Here is a 1,129-nt window from a genome sequence, read left to right as displayed (position 1 = left end):
TATTTTGTTGAGGTCGAATCCTTCCCGCTTACTCCTAACGGAAAAATTGACAAAAAAGCACTGCCTGAGCCGACAAGTGCGGCGCCACTGAGGGAAGAGTACTCAGCACCTCTATCAGATAGGGAAAAACTCTTAGCAACTGTATGGGAAGAAGTACTCCGGACAGAACGAGTTGGCATTCATGATAACTTTTTTGAATTGGGAGGAGACTCCATTAAAGCGATCCAAATTGCAGCTAGGCTGAACGAACATGGATTGAAATTCGAGATGAAAGACTTGTTTAAAAATCCAACAGTATACGAGCTTGTCCCATATATCCGGTTCGCAGCTGTATCTGCAGAGCAAGGCCTAATTCAGGGCGATGTACCTCTGACGCCGATACAGCGTTGGTTTTTTGAACAGCAGTTTCCTATACCAGAACACTTTAACCAATCTATGATGCTGTTCCGAGAGGAAGAGTGGAATAGTGAAGCGGTGATAGAGGCTTTCCACAAACTTTGCGTGCATCATGATGCGCTCCGAATGGTTTATCCTTCTTCGAAGCAGTACAGCCGGGGAACGGAAGCTATTGATTTTACTCTTCAGCGATTTGACTTTAGGGGAGTAACAGATGCAAAACCTTTAATTGAGAAAGAAGCGAATTACCTCCAGACTGGCCTTAATCTCGAAGAAGGTCCGCTGATAAAATTGGGGATTTTTGAGACTGACGTAGGAAGTTATTTATTAATTATTATTCATCATCTTGTGGTGGACGGAGTGTCCTGGAGGATTCTTCTGGAGGATTTCTATCGTCTATATGAGAAAGGAGAAGTTCTTCCACCGAAGACCACCTCTTACCGTGCTTGGGCAAGTGGGCTGTCTGAGTATGCAAGGAGCAGGGCTATACAAAAAGAGATTCCGTACTGGGAAGGTGTCGAATCTATGAAAGTGGCTCCCCTGCCGAAGGACAGGGAAAACGATGGAAGCTTCAGTAAAATAGAAGCTCTGCACTTCAGCCTTGACGAAAAAGAAACACACCAGCTTCTGACAGAAGCCCATCGGGCCTACCAGACTGAAATTAATGACCTTCTTCTTGCGGCGCTTGCTCTAACAGTTCAGGAATGGACAGGAGAAAATAGGATGGCAGTCA

1 protein-coding gene is annotated in these 1,129 nt (G+C 45.2%); it reads left to right on the top strand.

Annotation, left to right across the window (positions count from 1 at the left end):
* On the top strand, positions 1 to 1,129 hold a 1,129-nt coding region (locus ABWK52_RS20960), incomplete at both ends, for a condensation domain-containing protein (RefSeq protein ID WP_256147406.1).

The sequence above is a fragment of the Bacillus sp. AP50 genome, assembly GCF_040492675.1.
GTDB lineage: Bacteria > Bacillota > Bacilli > Bacillales > Bacillaceae_G > Bacillus_A > Bacillus_A cereus.
The sequence above is the reverse complement of the archived record's forward strand: the minus strand, read 5'-3'. Positions and strand labels throughout refer to the sequence as shown.